The organism is Bacillus sp. AF62, from assembly GCF_050312695.1.
GTDB lineage: Bacteria > Bacillota > Bacilli > Bacillales > Bacillaceae_G > Bacillus_A > Bacillus_A cereus.
Window position 1 is genome coordinate 1 of sequence record NZ_JBNPJZ010000334.1, and the last position, 207, is coordinate 207.

The following is a 207-nucleotide window of genomic DNA, read 5'->3' on the forward strand; positions in this document are numbered from 1 at the left end:
AGATTATAAGCAACCATTCGATTAATTTTCATTTGATTTTATAAGTGAAGATGTAGCTGAAGTTGTGGAAGACAAACTAAAAAGGAAATTTAAACTAACGGAACTTGGAAATGCGGAACGTATTGCTTACGAATACGGCCATGTAATTAAATTCGTTCATGATATCGGTTGGTATATATGGGATGGAAAACGATGGAGAGTGGATAC

Annotated in this window: 1 pseudogene; it reads left to right on the forward strand. The window is 34.3% G+C overall.

The annotated features are described in order from the left end of the window. Positions 1–207: pseudogene (locus ACQRBL_RS33045) on the forward strand (hypothetical protein); the annotation flags it as partial.